This is a genomic window from Telluria sp. ZT3P39 (assembly GCF_059685935.1).
Window position 1 is genome coordinate 48,247 of the sequence record NZ_JCASIH010000010.1, and the last position, 21,744, is coordinate 69,990.

At 67.0% G+C, this 21,744-nt stretch carries 23 protein-coding genes; 4 read left to right on the plus strand and 19 right to left on the minus strand.

What is annotated here, in order from left to right; translation table 11 throughout:
• The first annotated feature begins 53 nt into the window (after nucleotides 1-53).
• Nucleotides 54-314, plus strand: coding sequence for a hypothetical protein (locus AC56LR_RS11970; protein WP_497130569.1), 261 nt, complete (start codon nucleotides 54-56; stop codon nucleotides 312-314).
• Between the two features lie 37 nt (nucleotides 315-351).
• Here the strand turns inward: AC56LR_RS11970 and AC56LR_RS11975 are convergent, their stop codons facing one another.
• From AC56LR_RS11975 to AC56LR_RS11990, 4 genes are all read right to left on the minus strand, one after another.
• Nucleotides 352-1,920, minus strand: coding sequence for a GGDEF domain-containing protein (locus AC56LR_RS11975; RefSeq protein ID WP_497130571.1), 1,569 nt, complete (start codon nucleotides 1,918-1,920; stop codon nucleotides 352-354).
• Between the two features lie 91 nt (nucleotides 1,921-2,011).
• Entirely contained in the window at nucleotides 2,012-2,659 is a 648-nt protein-coding gene (locus tag AC56LR_RS11980) for a response regulator (RefSeq protein ID WP_497130573.1), read from the minus strand.
• Nucleotides 2,652-4,145, minus strand: coding sequence for a sensor histidine kinase (locus AC56LR_RS11985; protein ID WP_497130575.1), 1,494 nt, complete (start codon nucleotides 4,143-4,145; stop codon nucleotides 2,652-2,654). Before AC56LR_RS11985 ends, AC56LR_RS11980 begins: the two co-directional genes overlap by 8 nt.
• Entirely contained in the window at nucleotides 4,142-4,798 is a 657-nt protein-coding gene (locus tag AC56LR_RS11990; protein WP_497130576.1) for a hypothetical protein, read from the minus strand. Before AC56LR_RS11990 ends, AC56LR_RS11985 begins: the two co-directional genes overlap by 4 nt.
• A 57-nt stretch (nucleotides 4,799-4,855) precedes the next feature.
• On the opposite strand from AC56LR_RS11990, the gene greB reads away from it, so the two are divergent.
• Genes greB through AC56LR_RS12005 form a run of 3 tightly spaced genes read left to right on the plus strand, consistent with a single transcriptional unit; the run spans nucleotide 4,856 to nucleotide 6,540 of the window.
• A complete protein-coding gene (gene greB, locus AC56LR_RS11995; protein WP_497130577.1) occupies nucleotides 4,856-5,425 on the plus strand; it encodes a transcription elongation factor GreB in 570 nt (189 codons plus the stop codon).
• 48 nt (nucleotides 5,426-5,473) lie between these two features.
• Nucleotides 5,474-6,064: a biliverdin-producing heme oxygenase gene (locus tag AC56LR_RS12000; RefSeq protein WP_497130578.1), complete on the plus strand. Its 591-nt coding sequence runs from the start codon at nucleotides 5,474-5,476 to the stop codon at nucleotides 6,062-6,064.
• Between the two features lie 50 nt (nucleotides 6,065-6,114).
• The gene (locus tag AC56LR_RS12005; protein WP_497130580.1) at nucleotides 6,115-6,540 is read left to right on the plus strand and encodes a YciI family protein; all 426 of its coding nucleotides are present in this window, start codon (nucleotides 6,115-6,117) and stop codon (nucleotides 6,538-6,540) included.
• An 84-nt stretch (nucleotides 6,541-6,624) separates the two neighbouring features.
• Here AC56LR_RS12005 and AC56LR_RS12010 read toward each other — a convergent pair whose 3' ends face one another.
• The 15 genes from AC56LR_RS12010 to AC56LR_RS12080 form a co-directional block, all read right to left on the minus strand.
• Nucleotides 6,625-8,901: an Ig-like domain-containing protein gene (locus tag AC56LR_RS12010; RefSeq protein ID WP_497130581.1), complete on the minus strand. Its 2,277-nt coding sequence runs from the start codon at nucleotides 8,899-8,901 to the stop codon at nucleotides 6,625-6,627.
• 26 nt (nucleotides 8,902-8,927) lie between these two features.
• Nucleotides 8,928-10,013 carry a LytR C-terminal domain-containing protein gene (locus tag AC56LR_RS12015; RefSeq protein ID WP_497130583.1) on the minus strand — a complete coding sequence of 362 codons (1,086 nt, stop codon included), beginning with the start codon at nucleotides 10,011-10,013 and terminating at the stop codon, nucleotides 8,928-8,930.
• Nucleotides 10,014-10,025: 12 nt separating this feature from the next.
• Nucleotides 10,026-10,973, minus strand: coding sequence for a type II secretion system F family protein (locus AC56LR_RS12020; protein ID WP_497130584.1), 948 nt, complete (start codon nucleotides 10,971-10,973; stop codon nucleotides 10,026-10,028).
• 25 nt (nucleotides 10,974-10,998) lie between these two features.
• Nucleotides 10,999-11,970, minus strand: coding sequence for a type II secretion system F family protein (locus AC56LR_RS12025; RefSeq protein WP_497130586.1), 972 nt, complete (start codon nucleotides 11,968-11,970; stop codon nucleotides 10,999-11,001).
• 9 nt (nucleotides 11,971-11,979) lie between these two features.
• Nucleotides 11,980-13,341 (minus strand): TadA family conjugal transfer-associated ATPase, encoded by a 1,362-nt coding sequence (locus tag AC56LR_RS12030; RefSeq protein WP_497130587.1) that lies wholly within the window; start codon nucleotides 13,339-13,341, stop codon nucleotides 11,980-11,982.
• Nucleotides 13,323-14,600: a CpaE/TadZ family protein gene (locus tag AC56LR_RS12035; RefSeq protein WP_497130588.1), complete on the minus strand. Its 1,278-nt coding sequence runs from the start codon at nucleotides 14,598-14,600 to the stop codon at nucleotides 13,323-13,325. The genes AC56LR_RS12030 and AC56LR_RS12035 overlap by 19 nt, the downstream gene beginning before the upstream one ends.
• Nucleotides 14,601-14,646: 46 nt before the next feature.
• Nucleotides 14,647-15,108, minus strand: a complete 462-nt coding sequence (locus AC56LR_RS12040) for a TadE/TadG family type IV pilus assembly protein (RefSeq protein WP_497130589.1) — start codon at nucleotides 15,106-15,108, stop codon at nucleotides 14,647-14,649.
• The gene (locus AC56LR_RS12045; protein ID WP_497130590.1) at nucleotides 15,105-15,560 is read right to left on the minus strand and encodes a TadE/TadG family type IV pilus assembly protein; all 456 of its coding nucleotides are present in this window, start codon (nucleotides 15,558-15,560) and stop codon (nucleotides 15,105-15,107) included. The genes AC56LR_RS12040 and AC56LR_RS12045 overlap by 4 nt, the downstream gene beginning before the upstream one ends.
• Nucleotides 15,561-15,570: 10 nt before the next feature.
• Nucleotides 15,571-16,869, minus strand: coding sequence for a pilus assembly protein TadG-related protein (locus tag AC56LR_RS12050; protein WP_497130591.1), 1,299 nt, complete (start codon nucleotides 16,867-16,869; stop codon nucleotides 15,571-15,573).
• A gap of 12 nt (nucleotides 16,870-16,881) precedes the next feature.
• The gene (locus AC56LR_RS12055) at nucleotides 16,882-17,169 is read right to left on the minus strand and encodes a pilus assembly protein (RefSeq protein ID WP_497130592.1); all 288 of its coding nucleotides are present in this window, start codon (nucleotides 17,167-17,169) and stop codon (nucleotides 16,882-16,884) included.
• 8 nt (nucleotides 17,170-17,177) lie between these two features.
• Nucleotides 17,178-18,680: a type II and III secretion system protein family protein gene (locus tag AC56LR_RS12060; protein ID WP_497130594.1), complete on the minus strand. Its 1,503-nt coding sequence runs from the start codon at nucleotides 18,678-18,680 to the stop codon at nucleotides 17,178-17,180.
• A gap of 11 nt (nucleotides 18,681-18,691) precedes the next feature.
• On the minus strand, nucleotides 18,692-19,510 hold the full coding sequence (gene cpaB, locus AC56LR_RS12065; protein WP_497130595.1) for a Flp pilus assembly protein CpaB: 819 nt from the start codon (nucleotides 19,508-19,510) through the stop codon (nucleotides 18,692-18,694).
• 1 nt (nucleotide 19,511) lies between these two features.
• Complete coding sequence (locus tag AC56LR_RS12070; protein WP_497130597.1) at nucleotides 19,512-20,885, minus strand: DUF8689 domain-containing protein; 1,374 nt, start codon at nucleotides 20,883-20,885, stop codon at nucleotides 19,512-19,514.
• 13 nt (nucleotides 20,886-20,898) lie between these two features.
• Nucleotides 20,899-21,474: an A24 family peptidase gene (locus AC56LR_RS12075; protein WP_497130598.1), complete on the minus strand. Its 576-nt coding sequence runs from the start codon at nucleotides 21,472-21,474 to the stop codon at nucleotides 20,899-20,901.
• 63 nt (nucleotides 21,475-21,537) lie between these two features.
• The gene (locus tag AC56LR_RS12080; RefSeq protein WP_497130721.1) at nucleotides 21,538-21,720 is read right to left on the minus strand and encodes a Flp family type IVb pilin; all 183 of its coding nucleotides are present in this window, start codon (nucleotides 21,718-21,720) and stop codon (nucleotides 21,538-21,540) included.
• Between the last annotated feature and the right edge of the window lie 24 nt (nucleotides 21,721-21,744).

The window sequence follows — 21,744 nt, forward strand, 5'->3', positions numbered from 1 at the left end:
GGCCCTGATGGCCGCACACGAACCAACGCGTTTCTTGTCCGGAGAGAGAAAAAATGAAGACGATTGCTGCTGCATGCGCCGTGCTGGCGCTGGGATTGACGGGATGCGCCTCGGCGCCCGACACCGATCCGACGCCGACCATGGCGGAAGTCGCCGCGGATACCTCCAACACGGCCGGCCAGGATGGGCATACGATGACGGGCAGCCGCCTGGCCAAGCGCACCTCGACCGACCGCATGCTCAAGGCGGTGGGCGCCCAGGGCGCCAAGGACGAGATGCGCAGCGCGCCGCGTCCGGGCGCGCTTACTCAATAAGAGGGATTAATCTAGCGAAGAAATGGGTTAGCGCGGCTTAATTCGCCACCACGACCCGGTTCTTGCCGGTCTGCTTGGCCTGGTACATGGCGCGGTCGGCCCGCGCCATCAGACTCTCCTGGCCTTCGTTCGGCACCCGCAGCGCCACGCCGCACGAGAAAGTGATCAGCATTTTCTCGTTCTCGTGCATGAAGAAATGGCGGGTCAGCTCGCGCTGCACCCGCACCATCGCCGCCGCTGCCGCCTCGACCGTGGTCTCGGGCAGCAGGATCAGGAATTCCTCGCCGCCGAAGCGGGCGATCACGTCCATCGAGCGCAGCGTGTCGCGCACCACCGTCACCAGGTGCTTCAGGGCGCCGTCGCCGGCCAGGTGGCCGTAGGTATCGTTGAGTTTCTTGAAATTGTCGAGGTCGAGCATCGCCACGCATAGCGGCGTGTTGCGGCGGTCGGCGCGCGCGCTTTCGCGCCCGAACACTTCTTCCAGGCCGCGCCGGTTCAGGCTGCCGGTCAGCTGGTCTTCACGCACCAGCTCGCTCATATGCTGGAGCTCCGCTTCCAGCAGGCGGATGCGGTCCTCGGCTTCCTGTACTTCGCGGTGCACCTCCATCATGCGGTCGCGCGACGCCAGCGCATCGATCTGCGCCCGGCGGGTCTCGCGCAGCACTTCTTCCAGCATGTCGTTGAGTTCGTCGATGTTGGCCGCCCCGCTGATGCGCTTCGAGAAGGTGCCCAGCTTGGCGTGGTAGTCGCCGGTCGAGGCCGCCACCGAACCGAGGCGGTCGATGAAGGTCATCATCATGTTCTTGACGGTGGCGCGCACGTCCGAGATGCTGTGCTTGAGCTGGCCCTGCTTGAGGATCACATCCTTCAGGCTGCGGGTCGCGTCTTCCAGCGAGCGGGTATCGAGCGGCCCCGAGATCAGGTCCTGCACGGCGGCGATCTGGCCGCGCATCCAGCTGTCGTCGTCGAGCAGCTCGTTGACGTTATCCAGCAGCAGCCGGAACAGGCGCAGCAGCAGTTCGCGCTGCTCGGCCTGGTCGCCGCTGTGCAGTTCGACCTGGTAGCACAGCTGCTTCAGGCGGCTGGACAGCTCACCGAGTTCGTCGCCGCGCGCCAGCTTGACGGCGCCGCCCAGAGTTTCGGCCTCGAGCACCAGGTCCTTGCTGCCGGCCAATAGGGTCGCCAGGGCAAAGGCCAGCGACCGGCCCAGCATCTCGCGCAGGTGGCGCGCGTCCGGGTCTTCGTCGCCCATCGCCATCACCGGCGTGTTGCGGCGCAGGTGGCGCTCGGCCATCTGGCCCAGCGCCTGGGCGTAGCCGGCCCAGTCGGCGGCCTTCGACGCGCGCAGCAGGCGGCGGCCGTATTCCGACACCTCGCCCGGCGTATCGGCCAGGCGGCGGGCGAAGGATTCCAAAACCTCGGCGGCCGGGTTGACGGCCGGCGCGGCGGGGGCCGGGGGGACGCCGGCGATCTCGTCGTAGATGGCGCGGTAGGCGTCCGGCGTCGGCGCAATGCGGCGCGTCGCGAGGCGCCGGAACGCTTCACGGGCAATATCGGCAGGATTCTGGCCGGGGACAATGGGGGAGGGGGACGACGTGGTGGACATGGCTGTAATGACGCGGATTGCGGTTTGGCGTAATGATAAGCATCTTTATTGCCAACCATCAATTAAAAAACAGTAACAAAGATCTTTGATGCTATGAAACCAACTGGTTGCGAATCGCATAATGCGTCAACTCCGCACTGTTCTTGAGCTTCATCTTCACGAGCAAACGGGCGCGGTATTCGCTCACGGTCTTCACCGACAGCGACAGTTCGCGGGCGATGTCGCTGACCGACATCCCGGAGGCGATCATGGTCAGGGTCTGGTATTCACGGTCGGACAAGGCGTCGTGCAGCGGTGCGTCGTGGTCTTCGCCGACCTGGGCGGCGAGGGTCTGGGCCAGCGCGGCGCTGACGTATTTCTGGCCGGCCGCCACCTGGCGGATCGCGGTGACCAGCTCGCGCGGCGCGCTCTGCTTGGTCATGTAGCCCGAGGCCCCGGCCTTGAGCGAACGGATCGCATACTGGTCTTCGCGGTGCATCGACAGCATCAGCACGGCCAGGTCGGGCCGGTCCTTGCGCACCTGTTTCAGCACTTCGATGCCGTTGCGGTCGGGCAGAGAGATGTCGAGCAGCATCACGTGGGGGCGCGACTTGCCGACCAGCTTGATGGCGTCGAGCCCGGTTTCCGCTTCGCCGGCCACGATGATGTCGCCCTGTTCGGCCAGGATCTGCTTCAGGCCTTCGCGGACGATGGCATGGTCGTCGGCAATGAATACACGGATGATTGCTTTGTCAGTCATTCTGTCCTGCGCTGTTGCTCAACTCGTGGTGGGCGGCCGCCTCGCGCGGTGCTTGCGGGGCAGCCAGCCTGGTCTTGATGGTCACCATCGTGCCACCTCCGGGCGCTGGCGACAAGGCCAGCGTGCCGCCCAGCGCCTTGGCGCGCTCGCTCATCCCGCGCAGCCCGAACGACTGCGGCTTGAGGCGGTCGGCGGGCTCGATGCCGCGCCCGTTGTCGCAGATGACCAGGGTCAGGTGGGCGCGCTGCCGCCGCAGCGACACCGTCACGCGGGTGGCGCCGGCATGCTTGGCGATATTCGTCAGCGCTTCCTGGAAAATACGGAACAGGGCGGTCGCGTGGTCGTCGTCGAGAAGGATGTCATTCTCCGGACAGCGGAAGCTGCAGGCAATGCCCATCTGCTTTTCGAATTCCCTTGCCTGCCACTCGAGCGCGGCCACGATGCCAAGGTCGAGCATGGTCGGGCGCAGGTCGAGCGAGATCCGGTGCACCGCCTCGATGGTGCGGTCCACCAGGTCGTCGAGGTAGTTGGCTTTTTCCAGCAGCACCGGCTGCTCGGGCAGGCGCGCGGCCAGCATCGCCAGCGCCATCTTGATGGCCGTGAGGTTGCCGCCCAGGTCGTCGTGGATCTCGCGCGCGATGCGGGCCCGTTCCTGTTCCTTGACCTGCTCGATGTGGTCGGTGAGCTCGGCCAGCCGCGAGCGCGAGCGCACCACCTCGTGCTGCTCCTGCTTGCTGTCGCTGATATTGGTCATGATGCCGTCCCACTGCACCCCACCGCCGTCGATCGCGTGCGGGGTGGCGCGCAGGTTGATCCACTTGACGTCTTTCCAGGCGTCGATCCAGATCCGGCCTTCCCAGTTCCAGGCGCCCAGCTGGTCGCGCGACGCCGCCATGCAATCCAGGTAGCCCTTGCGGTCGTCCGGCAGGATCAGGCCTTCGAAAAGAGACGCGTCGCGCTGCAGTTCGAGCACGGACAGGCCGAGCAGGGCCTGGCAGCCTTCGCTCAGCCAGGGGAATTCGAGGCGCCCGTCCGGGTAGTGCACCAGCTGGAACACCAGCCCCGGGGTATTGCGCACGATGGCGTCGAAACGCGCCTGCGACTGCGCCAGGGCCTGGGCGGCGGCCTGCTCGAGCGTCAGGTCGTCGGCGATCGCCAGCAGCAGCGAGCGGCCGTCGCGCACGATGCGCAGGAAGCACAGCTTGACCGGATAGCTGCTGCCGTCGCCCCGCAGCAGGCGGGTGCGGATGCCCACCTGGGCGCCGATTTCCTCGCCCAGCCCGGCCAGCAGGCTGGAGAGCGCGCCCGGATCGAGCCTGGGGGCGATGGCGTGCACGTCCATCGCCTCCAGGCTGGCCGCGTCGTATCCCAGGTTCAGGCGCGCGGCCTGGTTGGCGTCGACGATGGCGAGCGTGGCGGCGTCGAGCAGGAAGATCTCGGAGGCGGCCGCCTGCATTTCGGCGGCAAGGGTGGGATTCGGACTCATGACTGTTCGGTTTCGGTTTTTTCGTCGCGCCGCGCCAGCTGGCGCGCCTTGAAGCGCGCGTTGAAGCGGCGCAGCACGCGCGACAGGTGGCTGGGCTGGCGCCCGGCGCGGCGCAGCAGGCGGCGCAGTCCGCGGCGCGCGCCGTTGACGGCCACGCGGGTGCGGCGCCAGAAGGCGCTGGCGCGCAAGCCGGCCAGCCAGCGGTCTTTCAGGGCGATGAAGCCGCCATGCCAGCGTGCGAACCAGACGAGGCTGAGCAGGGTCGGCAGAGTCAATATGTAGATGCGCGCCACCACCATGGCGCCGCCCAGCTTGGCGGCCGCGAAGGTGGCGATGCCCGCCAGCGCATGACCCTTGGCAATCGCGAACAGGGCCAGCAGCTTGACCGGAAACAGCAGCACCCCGGGCAGCACGAACACGCTCAGGGCCGCCCACGGCGGCAGGAGCCGGATGCGCGCTTCCAGCCAGCGCAGCGGCGGCCAGGCGGCCAGGCGGGCCGCGGCGCGGCTGCCGACCTGCCAGGTCCAGGACTCGATCAGCAGCACCAGCGCCGCCAGCTGCACCAGGGGGGCGAGCAGCCGCGAGCGCCGGCCGGCCCGCGGATGGATGCGCGTGTTGTGTCCCGGATGTCCCGCCGATTTTTCTCCGTCCATGAGCGCATGATACGGCAAGCAAGGGCATCGAGGCGCCGCTGCCGTTACAATAAGACCATGAATAAGGCATTTGTAAAAGAGTCCGACAACGACGACGACGACGGCGAAGCGCTGGCGCTCGCCCAGGCCATCCCTGCCGGGGCCAAGAACTACATCACGCCCGCCGGCTACCAGGCCATCAAGGACGAATTGCTGCAGCTGATCGACGTCGACCGGCCGGAAGTCGTGCGCATCGTGCACTGGGCCGCGTCGAACGGCGACCGCTCGGAAAACGGCGACTACATCTACGGCAAGCGCCGCCTGCGCGAGATCGACCGCCGCATCCGCTTCCTCACCAAGCGCCTCGACTCCGCCGCCGTGGTCGACCCTTCTGTTCACCACGGCAACGACCAGGTTTTTTTTGGCGCCACCGTCGCCTACCTGAACAAGGCGGGCGAAGAGCACACCGTCACCATCGTCGGCATCGACGAGCTCGACCCGCTCAAGGGCAAGATCAGCTGGGTCTCGCCGGTGGCGCGCGCCCTGACCAAGGCCAGGGAAGGCGATGTGATCACCCTGCAGACGCCGCTCGGGGCCGAGGAGCTCGAGGTTCTTTCCGTCGAGTATCCGGAGCCGGTCGCGGATTGAACGGGTCACGCTGGTAAGATGAGCGATTCACCGAATGTCCTGTCCTAGATGAACCGTTCCCACGACGCCATGCGCGAGGCCGATGTCCTGGCCGCGCTGCGCACCGCCACCGCCGCCCGCCACGAGCGCCTCGACGGCGGCCTGCCCCTGTCCGCCCCCGAGCCTTCCCTGCAAGACTATGCCGGGCACTTGCTGATGGTGCGCGACTGGCTGCTGCCCCTGCAGGCCTGGCTGGACGGCTATGCCGACGGCCCGCAGGCCGAAGCGGGCCTGCCGGCTACCCGCCGCCTTGAACTGATCGACGCCGACCTGCTGGAGCCCGGCATGCCGGCGCCTTTGCCGGTGCGTGCCGGCGGCGCCTGGCCCCCGGGCGCGAGTAGCGCCTACCGCTGGGGCGTGGCCTATGTGATCGAAGGCTCGCAATTGGGCGGCGCCGTGCTGCATGCGCGCCTGGCCGAGCGCTTCGCGCCGCATCCGCTACGCTACCTGCGCGGCGAAGCCGGCGGCCCGGGCCCGCGCTGGCGCGCCTTCATGCTGGCGCTGCGCGCGAACGTGCGCACGCCGGAAGAGATTGCCGAGGCCTGCGCCGGGGCTTGCGCGGCCTTCGACCGCATCCTGGAACTCGCGCCGCACAAATAATGCATGGAGCGAGAAGCTGCCGTATTCAACCCACCCACACGGAGGAAGCGATGCGATTCATGATTTTGCTGAAAGCGGACAAGGACACCGAAGCGGGCGTGATGCCGAGCGAAGAGCTGCTGGTTGCCATGGGCAATTTCAACGACGAACTGGTCAAGGCCGGCGTGATGCTGGCGGGCGAAGGCCTGCAGCCTTCCTCGAAGGGCGCCCGCGTGCAGTTCGCCAAGGACGGCAGCGTGCGCGTGGTCGACGGGCCCTTTGCCGAGACCAGCGAATTGCTGGCCGGCTTCTGGATCTGGCGCGTGAACTCCAGGCAGGAAGCCATCGACTGGGTCAAGCGCGTGCCGATGCCGATGGCGAGCGGCGAAGCCGAGATCGAAATCCGCCAGATTTTCGAGATGGAAGACTTCGGCGACACCATGACGCCGCAATTGCGCGAACAGGAAGAACGGCAGCGGGCCGCGCTGGGCCAATAAAAATGGCCGGGCAAAAGGCGCCCACGGCCTTCCGCTCCGGCCAACGCCAGGCCGCTGGTGAACTCCAGCGGCCTGGCGAGGGGCTCAGTCGGTCACCGGATAAGACCTGCTTGTGATCATGCCTGAAGGTGAAGTGACCTTGATGGTGAGGGCGCCATTGGTGACTGCGTTGGAACAATATAGAGGCGGGAGGGAGGCCGGGGAGCTTTGGCTCGCATCGCTCTGCATCTGTACCGTATAGATCCATACCTGTGCGCTCGGCTCGCTGGTATTGGGCACGGTGTAGCTGCGTTCGCCGAGGATGGTGCCGTTCGATGCCGAGAACTCGATCTTCGTACCCGCCGCAAGGATGTTCCCCGGCAGGTCGAACGGCAGGCGCAGCGGTTCTCTGCCAGCGCGGTTCAGCTCGAACACGGTCGGGTTGGTATCGCGGATCGCCAGTTGCATCGTCACCGCCGTGTTGACAAAGGGCGTGCCAGTAACGCAATGGCTGAGCGCGATCGATTCCGGCCCGAGCGAGGTGATGGCGGCGTTGCTGGTCGACATGACTTGAACCAGCGCCCCGCGTGCATGGGTCACCAGGCGGGTCGCGCCGCCGCCCTGCCTGAGCACACCGTTATAGCTTCCATCGCCTCCGCTGTCCCAGCTGCCGTTGACGTTCGAATCGATGAAGATTTCGCCCGGGACGCGTACCGCATTTCCGGTCGACCAGCCATCGTCCGGCCCGAGCGTCGTACGCGCCGGCTTCCAGTTGGCGTCCGGCGCCCAGTTGGCCTGGGCGTTACGATGGGTGATGGCGCGGTCGTTGCGGAACGGCTCACCCAAGTCCTGGAAGGCATCGGAATCCTGGAAGTAGATATTGGTGCCGTTGGTATCGACGAAGCTCTCTTCGCCCAGCGCATAGGCCAGCACGGTCACGCGGCCGTCGGCCGGACGCGGATTGGCGGAGCAGAAGCGCACGGTGCACGCGCCCGGGATGCCTTTCTGCTGGATCACCGTGCCGTCCGTCAGTGTGGTGTTGACCAGTCCGGTCAGGCAGGAACCGTCGATGGTGCCGCCTTCGGTGGTGAAACTGACCGCCGTGCCGTCCGGAGCCGGATTATTGAAGTGGTCGGCCAGGCGCACCGTGACCAGCGATCCGGTCGGGGCCGGGCAGCCACTGACGTTCATGCCTTCGACGTTGAAGATTTCGGTCGCGATGGTGAAGCTGTTCTGGTCCGGCACGCCGGTGGAGACGACCAGCTGGTCGGACATGGTCGTGATCGCCGTTCCGGGAATCGTCGCGATGATGCGCACCGGCGTGTTCACCGTGCCTTCGGCCACGGTCGTGCTGGCAGTGCCGTCTGCGCCCGTGGTGGAAGAAGCAGGGTTGAGCGTCAGGCCGCCGACCGTCGTGGTGAGCGAGAAATCGATGCGCTGGCCCGAGATCGGGTTGCCGTTCCGGTCACGCAGCTTGAACACGACCGTGGATGATTCCTGGCGCCCGGCGCCACCCGTACCCTTGAGCGAGATGTTCTGCGGCAGCGCAGACACGAAGGCGAGCTGGCCCGGTATCGCGGCTTCGACGTTCACGGTGGCGGACTGGGTGGTGGTAGCGCCTGCCAACACGGTCGAGGCCGTGACGACATCGGGCGCCCCGCAGCCCTTGTCGACATACGAGGTGGTCGCCACCCCGGCAATGGTCGTGACGGGCGAACTGATCTCCGCCTTGCCTGCGGCGGCGCAGGGCGAGGTGAAGGTGACGGCTTGGGCCGGCGCAAATGGCGTCGTGCCGTCGAGCAGGGTGACCGACAGGCGTGCGGTGCCGCCGGCGGGCAGGGGCGAGGGGCTGACGGCCAGGGTGCTCATTTTCAGTGCCGGGAAGCTCACGGCATAGCTCGTGCTGCCGCTGGCGCTGGCGCCGTCGCGGGTGGCGGTGGCGGTCACCGTGAAGGCGCCGGCCTGCTTGCCGGCCGCGATGCTGATGGTCGCGGTCCCGGAGGCGTCGGTCAGCGCGGTCCCGGAGGCGGGGACGAGGACGGCGGTGGTATCGGTACTGGCGAAACGAACGGCCACGTTCGGGAGCGGATTGCCGCCGCCGTCCCGGACCACCGCCTTGACCACTGCCGGCGTCCGGGCCGACACCATGGTGGTCGGGGCGCCGCTGGCGTCGCTCAGCGTCACGAGCGGTGGCGCCAGGGCTGCCGCGGGCGTACCGGGCGCGGCTGCCGCCGTGCAGGACGGCAGGGCCGGGTCGCGGGAGCCATCGAGGGTCCGGCAGGTGGCATTCGGTCCGTCTCCGCCACCGCCACATGCTGCCAGCAGGCTGGCAAGCGTGCAGGCGGTCATCCCGGCGGCCGCGCGTTTCGTCGTTACTCTCATGGACGCTCCTGGTTCTATGGTGGTTGTTATTTGATCGAGGCTGGTGCAGCCGCCGTCAGCAGCGGTGCGCCTGGCGAGCTGTGGCCCGAAAGCACGGGCGCCAGGTCGGCATCCTTGCCGAGCACGAGGCGCAGGTCGGTGGGTGCGGCCAGCCGGTCCGCCTTCTTCAGGACGGCCTTTCCGCCCAGGGCAGCCTGCAGGTCGCGCGCCGCGGTATCGAAGCCGGGACGGAATTCGATCCGGGTCGCCGCCTGGCCGAATGGTTTGGCGTTCGTCAAGCGCCCAGCGGCCAGGCCTTGTGCGGCGAGGGCGTCGCGGAAGCGCCTGGCCAGTCCGTTGGCGCCATGTCCGTTGGCGATCTCGAGCCGGGCGGCGGGGCGCGCGGGTTGCGCCGCGAGCGCCGTCGCAGGCAGTGGGCTGTCGCTTGCTTTCAAAGCTGGCGGTGCAATCCGCAATTCGTACACATTGGGAGCGGTCCTGACCAGCTGCATGCCGCCAACCACGGTCTCTGGAGCCGCCGCAGCAGGAGCGGCAGCAGGGGTAGGCGCCGGGAGCGGCGCTGCGGCCTCGGGCGTTGCCTGGACAGGCGTGGCTGCCAGCGCGGAGGCTGGGGCCGCACCGCTTGGGCCCGCGTCTTCCGCCAGCCGCAGGTTGTTCAGCGCACGCTCATTGCCCGGCTGCAGGGCCAGCGCCGAACGGAAAGTAGCAGCCGCCGACGCGTATTCGCCCTGCAGGTAATATACGTAACCCAGGTTGTTAAGCGGCTGGACCAGCGTGGGATGGTCTACGCAGACGGCCAGCAGGATTGCCCTGGCCTGGGCCAGGCGCCCCTGCTGCGCGTGGATCACGGCGGCGGCCATGCGCGGCAGGGGCGCCCGCGGGTCGCGCGCCGTGGCGTAGGTATAGGCGGTCAGGGCCAGCCCCAGGTCGCCCGCGTCCTGGTGGTAGCGCCCCAGCCGGTAGTACGCGGAGGCGAGGTCATTGGCGCCGTGGCGTACCTGCTCGGCTGGCTGGAACATCAGCCGCAGCTGCGGCGGTACGCCGGCGCAGGACGAGAGCAACGCAGCGGCCAGCAGCGTGGCAAGCGCAGGGGCGACGGGACGGATCGGCATGGTCGTGTCCTTTCAGTTGGCACTGGCGCCGGTGAAGGTCGGCAGCAAGACGCGGTAGATCTGGATGAAAGCGGGGCCCATCAACACCACCAGCAGGCAGGGGAAGATGAAGAAGATCAGGGGGAACAGCAGCTTGAGCGCGATCTTGGCAGCCTGTTCCTCGGCTCGCTGGCGGCGCTTGGTGCGCAGTTGTTCCGATTGCACGCGCAGCGAGTCCGCGATGCTGGTGCCGAAGCGCTCGGCCTGAATCAGCATCGCCACGAGCGCATCGACGTCTTCGACCCCGGTCCGTGTGGCCAGCCCACGCAAGGCCTTGTCCTTGCCGCTGCCGGCGCGCAGTTCGAGCGTCACCAGGTTCAGCTCTTCGCTCAGGACCCGGCTTTTCAGGCCGATCTCGCCGGCCACGCGGGCCAGTGCCGCGTCCATGCCCAGGCCAGCTTCGACGCAGATCGTCATCAGGTCGAGCGCGTCGGGAAAACTCTCGAAGATTTCGCGCTGGCGCCGCCCGATCATCCTTTTGAGGACGAAGTTCGGCAGGTAGTAGCCGAGGGCGGCCGCCGTCAGTACATAGAACAGCATGCCGGTAGTGCCCGTGTTGGTACCCCTGATGCTCAGGCCAAAAAAGACCGCTAGCGGCAGCCCGAGCGAGAGCACGGTTTTGGCGGCGAAGAAGACCACGGGCGCCCACGCATGGCGATAGCCCGCGTTCATGAAGCGCACGCGCACCGCCGAGCTCCCGGCCTCGTCGTCGGGCAGCGACAGGCGTGCGACCGGCGTGGCGGCCACGACCATCTTTTCCAGCCAGGGCGGCGGGCCCGAGCCTGGCGCGTCCGTATTCACCCCGACCGCGTCCAGCCGCTCCTGCAGGGGCGTGGTGGCGAAGGTGCGCATGCCGAGCAGTGCGATGCCGAAGACGGCAACGAAGACCAGCCCGACAAAACCAAGTTCGAGGATTGTCATTGCACGCTCCTTGCGTCATGGCCGCTCATACGCGGATCCGGACGATCCGGCGCATCACGAATACGCCAATGACCATCATGGTCAATGCGAAGCCCAGCATTTTTCGTCCAAACGGGTCGGTGAACAGCAATGCGAGGAACTGCGGACTGGTCAGCTGGATGAGCGCGCCAGCGGCAAACGGCAGCAGCCCCAGCACCCATGCCGACATCTTGCCCTCGGCCGAGAGCACCCTGACCTGGCCCAGCAGTTTGATGCGGTCGCGGATGATCTTGCTGATGCTGCCGAGAAGTTCCGACAGGTTGCCGCCGGTATCGCGCTGGATCAGCACGGCGACGACGAAGTAGCGCAGGTCGGTACTGGGTACCCGGTTGGCCATGTTCATCAGGGCGTCCGGCATCGAGACGCCGAAGTTGACCTCGTCGAAGACGGTGGCGAATTCGCCGGCGATCGGGTTGCGCATCTCTTCGCTGACCATTTTCAGGGCGTTCGGGAAGGCATGGCCGGCGCGCAGCGCACGGCTCATCAGGTCCAGCGCGTCGGGCAACTGGTTCTCGATCTTGTTCAGGCGGGCATTGCGGGCGCGCAGCGCCAGTTGCAGTGGCAGGGTCGTCGCAGTGGCGGCGGCCGCGAGCTGGAGTGGAAAGGGCAGCGCGAACGAGTAGGCCAGCGTCCAGGCCAGCATGGCGAGGGCGAGCGAGACACCCGAGAACCCGGCCACCGTCCATTGCTTCCCCGACTGCATCAACAGGCGGTCGAGGGTGGCCATGTGCGGCACGGCCGCGAGCAGTTTTTGCAGGATCGGATGGCTGCTCAGAGCACGTTTCTTGGCGAGGGCGACGCTGCGCTCGGCGTCGCGCGTCGACAAGTTGCGCACGCGGCGCGACAGGCGCTGCGCTTCCGGCCCCCGGCTCGCGTTCCAGGCCAGGTAGGCGCCCTCGATCAGGAACACCACGGCCACGAAGATCAGGATCGCGAAGACGAAGAACATGTAGTCCATGGCGGCTCCTCAGGCAAACTGGCGGGAGGGATCGAACACGCTTTCCGGGATGTTGACCCCGTAGTTGCGCAGCCGGTCGAGAAAGCGCGGGCGGATGCCGGTGGCGCAGAAGTGGCCAAGCACGGCGCCGTTCTCACCCAGGCCCGTCTGGCGGAAGGTAAAGATCTCCTGCATGGTGATGACGTCTCCTTCCATGCCGGTGACTTCCTGCAGCGACACCAGCTTGCGCTTGCCGTCGGTCAGGCGCGACACCTGCAGCACCACGCCGACGGCGGAGCTGATCTGCTGGCGCATCGCCTTGCTCGGCAGCGAGGCGGCGGCCATGCTGATCATGTTTTCCAGGCGGGTCAGGGCGTCGCGCGGGGTGTTCGCGTGAATGGTCGCCATCGAGCCTTCGTGGCCGGTGTTCATCGCCTGCAGCATGTCGAGTGCTTCGCCACCGCGCACCTCGCCCAGGATGATGCGGTCGGGGCGCATCCGCAGCGCATTCCTCACCAGGGCGCGCTGGGTCACCTCACCTTGGCCCTCGATGTTGGCGGGGCGGGTCTCGAGGCGCACCACGTGCGGCTGCTGCAGTTGCAGCTCGGCCGCGTCCTCGATCGTGACGATCCGCTCCTCGGGGCTGATAAAGCCCGAGATGACGTTCAGCATCGTGGTCTTGCCGCTGCCGGTGCCGCCCGAGATCAGGATGTTGACTTCGGCCTTGCCCAGGCCCTGCAGGATCTCGCCCATTCCAGGCGTCATGCTCTTGTAGGCGATCAGGTCCGACAGGCGCAGCGGATCGGCGGAGAAGCGCCGGATCGACAGGATGGCGCCGTCGATTGCCAGCGGCGGGATGATCGCGTTCACGCGCGAGCCATCTGGCAGGCGCGCATCGACCATCGGGCAGGACTCGTCGATGCGGCGGCCTACGCGCGAGACGATCTTGTCGATGATCTTCATCAAGTGCGCCTCGTCGGCGAAGCGCACCTCGGTGAGCTCGAGCTTGCCGCGCCGCTCGACATACACCTGGCTGCAGGTGTTGACCAAAATATCCGACACGGACGGATCGGCCAGCAGCAGTTCGAGCGGGCCGAAGCCGAGCATCTCGTTCTGGATGTCGCGCACCAGGTTGGCCCGTTCGACTTCGTTGATCGGGACGGTTTCCTCTTCGAGCATCAGCTCGACGATCAATTTCAATTCGTCTCGGATCTGCTCAGGCGCCAGTAGCTGCAGGCTTTCCAGGTCGACCCGGTCGAGCAGGCCCTGGTGGATCCGCCCTTTGAGCTGCATGTAGCCAGCGCTGTGCGAGCTGCGCTGGGTGGCAAGGGGGATGCCGCGGCCGGCGTTGCCGGCCAGGCGGTCGCGCAGCGTCAGGATTTCTGCATCCATACCTGTTTCTCCTCGAATGCCGCTTGCATGGTGGCGGGCGCCGGATGCTGCTCCGCCGGCTGCACCGGTGCCGCTTGGGCCGCGCCCGGCTGTGCTACGTGCTTTGGCTTGCTCAACAGGCGCGCCAGCCAGCCCGCAGGTGCTGGAGCGGCGTCACCGGCAATCCCGCGCGCGAGCGACACCAGCGATTTCGCGATCGGGCTTTTCGCTGACAGCTTGAGCACCGGAATGCCCTGGTTGACCGAGGCGGCGGCCGCCTCGTAGTGGTTCGGCACCTGGCGCCAGACCTGGGTAGCGCAGGCTGTTTCGAGGTCCTGCAGCTTGATCTGGCCCTTTTTTTCGTGGCGATTGACGATCACCTGGATCTTGGCCGCCGGGTAGCCAAGCGAACGGAACACGTTCAGCAGGCGCTTGCCGTCGCGTACATAGGGCAGGGTGGTCTGCAGCACCGGGAAGATGGTGTCGGCCAGGTCGAGCGCCCGTACCCCGACCGGGTCGAGGCTTCGGCCGACGTCGAGGACGACGAAGTCGTAGTGGCGACGCGCCAGGTTCAGCAAGGTGTCGATGTGCTCCGGCTTGACGTCGCCGGCGTGCACCGGATCATCGGCCGCGGCCAGCACCGAAAAGGTCGGGGTCACCGCCATCATGCTCGAGGCCAGCAGCGAGGCGTCCATGCGGTGCATCTGCAGGGCCACGTCGGCCAGGGTGGCAAGCGGCTTCTGGTCGGACACGAACAGCGAGGCGTCGCCGAATTGCAGGTTGAGGTCGATCAGGGCGACGCGCTGGCCGCATTCGGTCGCCAGCGCATACGCGAGGTTCGTGGCCAGGAAGGTGGCGCCGCTGCCGCCCTTGCAGGAGACGAAGGCGAGCACCTTGCCGTTCGCATGCTGGTGCGCCGACAGTTTTTCGCGCACCCGCGCCACCGCCGGATACAGGGCGGTAGGGGTGACCGGCGCCGGCAGCACTTCGCGCACGCCGGCGCGCATGGCGTCGACCATGAATTCCACGGTGTGCAGGGTCGACAGCACCATGGTCGTCATGCACGGATGGGCCGCCCCCAGCCCTTCCAGGCGCGACAATTCGCCGCCTTGCGGCTGGTCGAGCAGCAGCAGGTCGGGCATGGCCGTGCCGGCGCCGCTGCTGAAGCGTTCGAGCGAACCGGCGACGAGATTGAGTTCGTCGCCCGGACTGCGCTCGCGCAGAAGCCGGGCGATCTCCAGCAGGTGTTTTTCACTACGCGATACGACGGCGATCTTCACGATGACTCCTTTTGCATGACCAGGCGGGATGTTGAGAGCGAAATATTCATTCGCACACCGGGTTGCTGACCTCGGCGCCGGCCGCTCCGAACGCGCTGCGCATGCTCTCTCTGGGCAGCGTGGTACGAAACGGCGGATGGGCGATTCTGAACGGCATGCCTGGAATGTGGGTGGCGACGCGGGCCGGCAGGATCGACACCTCGACCCCTCGGCAGGTGGTTGTCGTGCAGCCCGTGGGCTGGTAGGCGATCACGATATTGGAGGCGGCGACGGCCGGGAACAGGGCGGCCATGCGGCTGCGGATGGTGCTGTCGTCGAGGTCGCAGACCACGGCCAGCCGCGCCCCCAGCCGCGTGGCCTCGGTCGCCGCGTTCCAGTAGAAGGCGATGCGTGCGAATTCGATAACCCCGAACAGCAGGGGAAACAGGATGAACACGGCGACCAGCGCGAACTCTACCGCGGCGACGCCGCGCTGGCATTCGGCGTGGGGGCAGGGGCGCAGGTTCATGGTACCTGCTCCATCGTCGCCTGGATCGGCGAGAACACGACGTTGGGAACGTATCCGGACGCCACGCTGCGGAAGGTGAATCCCGAGACCTCGACGCGGACCAGGTTGAGCACGCCCCGTCCCGTGGCCTGCAAGTCGAAGGTATCGGGATCGGTCGTGCGGTCGCGCACCCGGACATAGTTGAGCGACATGCCAGCGACGAGCGGGGGCCGGCCGCTGCAGTCGGTGGCGCCGCATACCACCATCGACCTGGCTTCCAGCGTCCGGGCAGCGTCGCCCGGCGCGAACTGCGACAGGTAGCGTGCGCCGTCGCGCACCGCCTTGGCAAGCGCGTTGTACTGGTAAACGGCGCGTCCGAATTCGGTCACGCCGAACAGCAGCAGGACCAGCAGCGGCAGCAGCAGCGCCATTTCGATGGCCGCGGTTCCGGATTCCTTGTTCACCTTGCGCATGGCCGCTCTCCTATTGCACCAGTGTCGGCACCAGCGGGCCATTGGCGCCGCCGGGGACGCCCGAGCTGCGGCAGGGGCTGCCCGGGGTGTTGGCCAGGCCGCGCCACTCCAGGTACAGGTTCCCCGTGCTGCCGTTGGACATGGGGTTGAGCATCAGCACGCAACCCATGGAGAGGATCCTCACGCTGGCAGGCGACCTGTTGCATTCCAGGATGGGCACCGGGATCAGGCGCCGCTCGGCGCCGTATTGCAGGTGCTCGGCAGAGGTCAAGGGCTGCCTGCCCGGGATATTGCCGGCCGCCCCGGACGGCGCGTATTCGTTCGGCTTGAACGGGGCGTGCGCCGCCTGCTTGGAGCGGTAGTCGGCGTAGGCCGACTGTCCGATGCCGATCACGGTGCCGGGGGCCTTGCTGGGATAGGCATAGCCGGTCTTGTCCGGGGCGACGTCCGCGGGAACGTAGCCATTGCTGCCGTTCGGATAAATGCCGAAGCGGGTATTCCAGGCGCTCTTCGCACCCTGCTTGACGCCTTCTTCGCGGATGTCGTTGCCGACCGCGATGCCGCATACCGAGCTGTTGCCCAGCAGCTGGTCGCGCACCTCGCTGGCGCCGCCCGCGCTAGGGGTGAAATCGACCCAGCGGAAATTCCCGGCCAGGCCCGAGTCGTCGCCGTTGTTGCTGCCATTGAAGGAGCTGACGATCCATTCGCCGATGGTGCCGTAGCCGTAATTGGGCGGCGTTGCGTTTTTCGAGCACACGCCGATCGGCGCCGCATTGCAGGATGTCTGGCTGGGCGCCAGCGTGGCAACCGCCGACGCCGCAACCCTATTCGGTTGCGACCTGCCGCGCACCTGCATGAACCAGTTCGCGATCGGCGCCGAACGGGCGATGCACAGGGCGAATTTCGCATTCGGATTGGCGCCCGCTGCGCGCGACAGGTAGGCGCTGTTGGGCCCGATGGCGGTATGGAAGCGCACGTCGGCAGGCGCAATCGTCACGGCGCCCTTCTGGAAATTGCTGACATTGCGGTTGCCGACGAAGATGCCGGCAGCCTCTGCATCGGCCAGGAAAGACGCTGGACAGCCGGCTCCACCGGCCGGATCGCAGGTCAGCCGGCCGGCGGCGGCCAGTGCGCAGGAATCGACCGCATTCTGTAATTCGGTCTTGTTGACGAACAGGTGCCCGAGGTCGAGCACGACGCCGCCGAAGCCGAGCAGTATCGCCAGCACGAGGGCGACAATGATCGCCACGCCGCCGTCCTGGCGGCCAGGAAGGCGGCGTGACGCGGGAAAGGGATAGAGGCGATCCATGGTCGTCACCGCTCAGCGCGCCCCTCCGACGCCGATCGTGAATACGTTCGGTTGCGGCTGCGGAGCGCGGAAGGATTTCTGATAGGCGTCGTAGGCGCTCTTCGCTTCCTGACCGCCGATGCCGTTTACCGTGGCCTGCTTCGAGCCGGCCAGCGGATCGAGGACCTGCTGGGCCATCGTCAGGGCGACGCGGTGGCCGTAGGGAAGCGCGGCAGGGCGGTTGGCGCAGCCCGGCAGGGTCAGCAGGGCCAGCAGGACCAGCAGGAGCGGCCCGGCGTGGCGTAGATGGCGCGTGGTCATGATCGCTCCTATTTCAGGTCGAAACCGGTAGGGCCGGGGGCGGCCGTGGTACGGGCCGGTTCGGCCTTGCTCTTGCCTTCGAGCTTGCCGCCCAGGAAAAGCTGGCTGCGGCTCGGCTCGATATAGCCGTCGGTCGGCAGCCTGTAATCGGCCGGCAAGGGCTTGACCAGGTGAGGCGTGATGATGAAGACCAGTTCCGAACGGTCGGTCTGGAAGTCGGTGCTGCGAAACAGCGCGCCCAGCACCGGTATTTCGCCCAGTACCGGGAAGGCCTTCACGTTGGTGGTGACGTTGTTCTTGATCAGCCCGCCGATGGCGAAGCTCTGGCCGTCGTACAGCTGCACCGTCGTGGTGGCGCGCCGCGTGGTGAACGAGGGCAGGATCGCCGTTCCGTTTATCCCGGTCGCGGTAATCCCGATGCCTTCCTTGTTCAGGTCCGACACTTCCGGCGCCACTTTCAGGTTGATGCGACCGCCCGCGAGTACCGTCGGCGTGAACTTGACGGCGACCCCGAATTCCTTCTCCTCGAGGGTGATGGTGGGAATGCCGTTGTTATTGACCTGGCTGACCGGAATGAAGATTTTGCCGCCGGCGAGGAAACTCGCCTCCTGGCCGCTGATGGCCATCACCGTCGGCTCGGCCAGCACTTTGATCAGGCCGTCGCGCTTCTGCGCATCGATGGTCAGGAAGTTGCCGTTCTTGCTGCTGAAGGCGTCGAGCAGGCTCGGGTTGCTGCTTAGCAGGTTGGACAGGAAGCTGTAGGTCCAGCTGCCGTTGGTGCGGCTGGCGCCCATGCTGACGCCGAGCTGGTCGGCCAGGGTCTTCGAGATCTCGGCAACCCGCACTTCGAGCATCACCTGCTGGGGCGCGGCGACCGAGGTCATGTTGATGACCTTCATCGTGGCCTGCTGGCCGCCCGCGTCTGTCGGCACGGCTGCGCCACCTTGACCGCGCTGCACATAGGCATTCGCCAGCGCCATCATCTGGTCCACCTTGGTCACGTCTGACACCATCCCCGACAGCACGAGGGTGTCGGCCGCGGTGGTGATCCTGACGTCCTTCTCATCGGCCAGCAGCTGCTCGAAGCGTGCTGTCAGGCCGCTGGTGTCGAGGTCGACCGCGATGTCGATGATGGTGGCGTCGTTGGCCTTGTTCCAGAGGATCAGGTTGGTGCTGCCGACCGACTTGCCCAACAGGTAGAGTTCGCTCGGATTGAGCAGGATGACGTCCGCGACTTTCGCGTCGCCGACCGACATGCGCGTCGCCGGAAAGGGCAGGCGCATCAGGGTCGACTTGCCCTCGGACAGGGTCACCTTCGGCGCCAGCGTCGACACGCCGCTGCTGCGTGGCGGCGCCGCCTGGGCCGGCGCACGGGGCGGCGCCTTCGCCGCGGCCGCCGCGGCAAAGCCCGTTTCCGGCGCCATCATGCCCCCGCAGCAGGCCAGCGCCGCCAGCGCCCCCAGTGCCGTGCGCCTGGCGCTGTTTGTCGTCATCGTGTCGGTAGCTCGCATGATCGCTCTCTTTAAAATTGTTGGGTGCTGCGCTCGAGGCCCTTGATGACGTCGACCTTGTAGCGCGGCTCGCGCACCAGCACTGCCCTGCGCACCGCCGGTGCCCGCAGGACGGCCGGACGAACCAGGCCGAGCAGCGCATTCTTGGTCGCGCCGCGGGTGCCGACCGGATCCGGGTCGATCTGGTTGCGTAGCACCAGCGAGAGGGTGCCGACGCTGCGTGCGAGGTCGAGTTTCTCGGTCTGCTCGGGCGACAGTTCGAGCGTGACGGCGTTGACCACCTTCGGCTTGGTGTCGTCGCGGTTCGGGTCCTGGGCAATCGCCAGGACCAGGATGCGTTCGAGGACGATCTTCGAGATCGAGGCGTCGCCATTCGGGCCTGCCTTGGCGTTCTCGCCCTGGGTGTTGACCAGGATGTCGACGAAATTGCCGGGCAGGGCGAAGCCGGCGACGCCGACCACGTCGTTCACGCGCACCGTCATCGCCCGCTTGCCGTTGGCGACCACGGCGGACAAACCGCCCTGGGTGCCGGGCGCCGCCAGCTTCGCTTCCATGATCGGTTCGCCCCGTTGCAAGGTCGAGCGTGTGACGCGCCCGCCGAGCAGCTTCGGGTCCGAAAAGGCGCCTGGCGGCAGCGCGCCAGCCGGCCAGTCGACCATCCTGATCATCTCCGGCGCAATGCGCGCCCCGAGGCTGATGTCGACCATCGCCACCGCGACCTTGGCCGTGTTCGATGCGCGCCCGTTGATCCAGCTGACCGCGGCGAACACGGCCCCCAGGGCGAGCACCAGGGCAATGCCCAGCATGACGATTCCACGGGTATTTTTCATCTCATTCACCTTTGGTGCCAGTGGCCGGCGCCTGTTGGAGGCCGGTGAAAAAATTATTCCATGCCCAGTCGAGAGCGTCCGGAGTGAGCGCCGGCGGCACGCCCTCGTAGGCGGCGCGGTCGCGTATCTGGCTCAGCAGGTCATGCGGATAGCAGGCCAGCAGGGGTTGGTCTTCGCGCGCGTGCCGTTCCTTCAGCAGCCAGGCGAAGGCGGCCTCGTCCCAATCGATGCCAAGGTCCGTGCAGCCTTCGGTGAAGATGCGGCGGTAGTCGTCTTCGCCCAGCGGGCCGACGTGGATCTTGTAGCCGATGCGGCGCAGGAAGGCGCCGTCGCCGAGTTCGGCGGGCGGCAGGTTCGACGAGAACACGACGATCACGTCGAAGGGCACCTCGAACTTGTAGCCAGTATGCAGGGACAGGAAATCGATCCGGCGGTCCATCGGCACGATCCAGCGGTTGAGCAGGTCGGCCGGCGAGCAGCGCTGGCGGCCCAGGTCGTCGATAATGAAGATACCGTTGTTGGCCTTCAGGTGCGGCGGCGCCTGGTAATAGCGGGTGGCATGGTCGAACTTCAGGTCGAGCATGTCGAGCGAGAGTTCGCCGCCGGTCAGTACCGCCGGACGCCGGCAGCTGACCCAGCGCGTGTCGCCTGCGGCGCGCCGGAACGGCAGGCCGGGGAGCGGCGCGGCCTCGGGCGCCAGGTGCACGACCGGATCGTAGACCTGCATGACCTCGCCCCCAACGTAGACGGCATGGGGCACGGCGATCGCGCCCGTCAGCAGGTGCGACAGGCGCTCGGCCAGGAAGGTCTTGCCGCTGCCGGCGGGGCCGTGGATGAACATCGCGCGGCCCGAGTTCATGGCCGTGCCGAGCTGGTCGAGGATGGCCGGGGGCACCACGACCTTGTCGAATCCGGCCTGCACGGCGGCGCGCCCGATGCGCATCGTGGCCACGCTGCGCGCCATAACCGCGTCGCTGTAGCTCTCCAGCGTGACCGGGGCCGGGCCCGTGTAGCCGCAGCGCGCCAGGAAATCGGCGCCGCGCGCCCGGCCCAGGTCGGTCAGCTTGTAGCAGACGTCGGCGTCGGTTCCAGTGGCGCCGGCGCGGCTGATCTCGCACAGCCTTTCGGCGCGCAGGTAGACGATCAGCGGCTCGATCACGCCGACGCCGAGCTTCATGCGCGACGCCAGCTCGGTGATGCGCAGCAGGCCGCCGAGGAACAGGATCTTGGCGGCCAGTTCGGCGAGGAACAGGAAGGGCAGGCCGGTCTGCGCCACGGTCAGTGGCGCGGCCGGCAGGATGGCGTGCGGCTCGCGGCGCGGTACGATGGCGTCGGCGCCGGTGCTGCTGTCGAGGGACGTGGCGAGAATGGCCATGGTCTGGTACCGGTCAGTGCAGGAAAACGAGCTGGGCCAGGGTACCGGCGGTGATGGCCACCGCATATGGCATGTTCCCGACCGACGCTCCCGGAGGCAGCGCGGCGGACCTGGTGTGCGTAAGACGGTTGATGTGCTGCTGGATGAGCATGCCGCGCAGGTTGCCGAGCAGCTCGGGCAGCATGCGCTTGCCCGCGGCCATGGCGAGGGCAAACAACCCTCCCGCGACCATGCTGGCCAGAACGGCGCCGAGGACGCCGTTCATGCCGAGGAAGGCGCCGGTCATGCCCATCAGCTTGACATCGCCGGCGCCCATGACGCGCATGACGTACATGGGCAGCAGCGCGGCAATGCCGACGGCCAGGCCCGATAAGGCGAAGGTGGCGCCCGCGCCTTGCGGCGCGAGCGCGTGGAAAGCGGTGGCGCCTGCCACGCCGGAGGCGACCAGCCAGTTCGGGATGCGGCGTTCGCGCACGTCGACCATGGTGGCGACCAGCAGCAGCAGTACCAGCACCGCAAGCTGCAGCGGCAGGGCGAAGGCGCCCGGAAAACGAAGCTGGCCGGCGCTGATCTCGATGAAGGTTGGCATGGCGAATCCGGTGGGAAGTTCGAATCCCACCCCGTTGGCGGGGTGGGGGAAACTAGCGTGGCTTCAGGGCGCCGACGCCGTTGCCGCTGCGGTTGCCAATTTGGTAGCGATCACTCCGAAAATCGTCTTCAGACTTTCGCCAGCGGCCGTAACCGCTGCGATGATCACGACCGAAATCAGCGCCGCGATCAGGCCGTATTCGATAGCCGTGACACCGTCTTCTTCTTGAATAAAGTTCTTGATCATTTCCATGATGTTTCTCCAGGTTGT